At 70.0% G+C, this 1,388-nt stretch carries 3 protein-coding genes; all 3 read right to left on the bottom strand.

The window, feature by feature from the left end; translation table 11 throughout:
• Positions 1-64: 64 nt before the first annotated feature.
• The 3 genes from IFY26_RS17415 to IFY26_RS17405 all read right to left on the bottom strand — a co-directional run bounded on the left by IFY26_RS17415 (position 65) and on the right by IFY26_RS17405 (position 1,284).
• Positions 65-361 carry a hypothetical protein gene (locus IFY26_RS17415; protein WP_166233269.1) on the bottom strand — a complete coding sequence of 99 codons (297 nt, stop codon included), beginning with the start codon at positions 359-361 and terminating at the stop codon, positions 65-67.
• Complete coding sequence (locus tag IFY26_RS17410) at positions 358-588, bottom strand: hypothetical protein (RefSeq protein WP_232550274.1); 231 nt, start codon at positions 586-588, stop codon at positions 358-360. Before IFY26_RS17410 ends, IFY26_RS17415 begins: the two co-directional genes overlap by 4 nt.
• Positions 589-768: 180 nt before the next feature.
• Positions 769-1,284 (bottom strand): hypothetical protein, encoded by a 516-nt coding sequence (locus IFY26_RS17405; protein WP_232550273.1) that lies wholly within the window; start codon positions 1,282-1,284, stop codon positions 769-771.
• Positions 1,285-1,388 lie beyond the last annotated feature (104 nt).

Raw genomic sequence — 1,388 nt, 5'->3', positions numbered from 1 at the left:
GCCCGCCGGCGGACGCCCCCGAGGGCGTCGGCCTCGGTTGCTGGCCTCGTCCTGGCCAGCCACGTCACCAACGGGGGTCGGTCCAGGTGGGGCTGTTGGCGGCCTTGGACACGGCTTGCTTGCTGACGCCGAGGGCTTGGGCGATGTCGGCCAGGGAGCGGGTGGTCAGCATCTCCCGGATGGCGGCGGTTCGGACCGCTGCCAGGTCGCTGGCCTGTTCCTTGAGGGCGTCCTGCAGGTTCAGGGTCCAGCGGGCGATCCCTTCCGGACCGCCGTAGCGTTCCGACCAGCCCTCATCGGCGTTGGCGACCTCGCGCAGGAACTGGCCCGGGTCGGCCGCGGGTTCGTTCTCGGCGCTCATGCCGTCCGCCACTCCCCCCGCTCGGCGCGGGCGGCCAGGTCGTGCAGGGCAGCGGCCAGTTCGCGCATCCGCCGCACGTCATCGAACCCCTCACCGAAGCACAGCCACCGATCCGGTTCCTCGAACGCCGTCTGCTCGATCAGGATGCCGGGCTCCCCATCGGGGGACGTCCCGACGCTGAACTCGTCACTGGGGCCGATGGTCACGTACTCGAAGTCCTGGCTCACCACGTCCGCCTTTCCTCGCCTGTTTGGTCGTCTCGATTGTCGCGGGCGCCGCTGACGCTTTCCGGTACGCACGCTCCCCCACTCCTCGGGGGGGCAACCGCCACCCTTAAAGTATCAACCCCACCCTTGATGGGTCGACCCCACCATTGATGCTTGACGTGGATGGCGTCTGGGAACGGGTCAGGGTGATGGCGCCGGGGGCTGGTGGCTTCGTTGTTCGGGGATGGGTGCGGCCGGCGGTTGCCGGGTGGGTACGTGCTCGATGACGGGCGGTGCCTCTTCGGTTCGGTGGGGTCGGGGGATGTCGAGGGCGTCGAGTTGGGCGTCGAGCTCGTCGCGGCGGTGCTGCCACACGACCAGGGCGCGTTCCATGCTGCGCGCCATGCCCTGGCGGGGGTCCTCCTCGTGCTTTGGGCGGCGCCGGCTGGTCGGGGTGGCGTCCTGGTCGTGGATGCGTCGTTGCCAGTAGATGAGGTGGCTCAGGGTGAGGTCCATGGCGATGCACCAGGTGGTCTGGATCGCGCGGTAGCTGTCGGGGGTGTGGTTGTTGCGGAGCAGGAGTCCGTTGGGTTCGCTGTGGTGGCACCACCGGCACTGGGTGACCTCGGGGGGCGGTGGTGGGGCGCCTTGCCGACCGCCGTCGGTGTAGGGGATGAAGTCGAGCAGGTCGAGCTGCTGGTCTGGCTGGGGGTTCATCGGAGGATCTCCCCGGTGTCGGGGTCGACCTGGCTGCCGTCGACCAGGCGGAGGTTGGGGCGCGCTGTCGGTTCGGCCAGGAGGGCGGCCCGGTGGTGCTCGGC

The sequence above is a fragment of the Propioniciclava soli genome (genome assembly GCF_014858005.1).
GTDB lineage: Bacteria > Actinomycetota > Actinomycetes > Propionibacteriales > Propionibacteriaceae > Propioniciclava > Propioniciclava soli.
Note: the sequence above shows the minus strand (reverse complement) of the source record. Positions and strands in the feature narration are given on the sequence as shown.

Bases quoted from the DNA above. Each gene is read 5' to 3' on its own strand.
- IFY26_RS17415 (WP_166233269.1), bottom strand. From the start codon at position 361: ATGAGCGCCGAGAACGAACCCGCGGCCGACCCGGGCCAGTTCCTGCGC.
- IFY26_RS17405 (WP_232550273.1), bottom strand. From the start codon at position 1,284: ATGAACCCCCAGCCAGACCAGCAGCTCGACCTGCTCGACTTCATCCCC.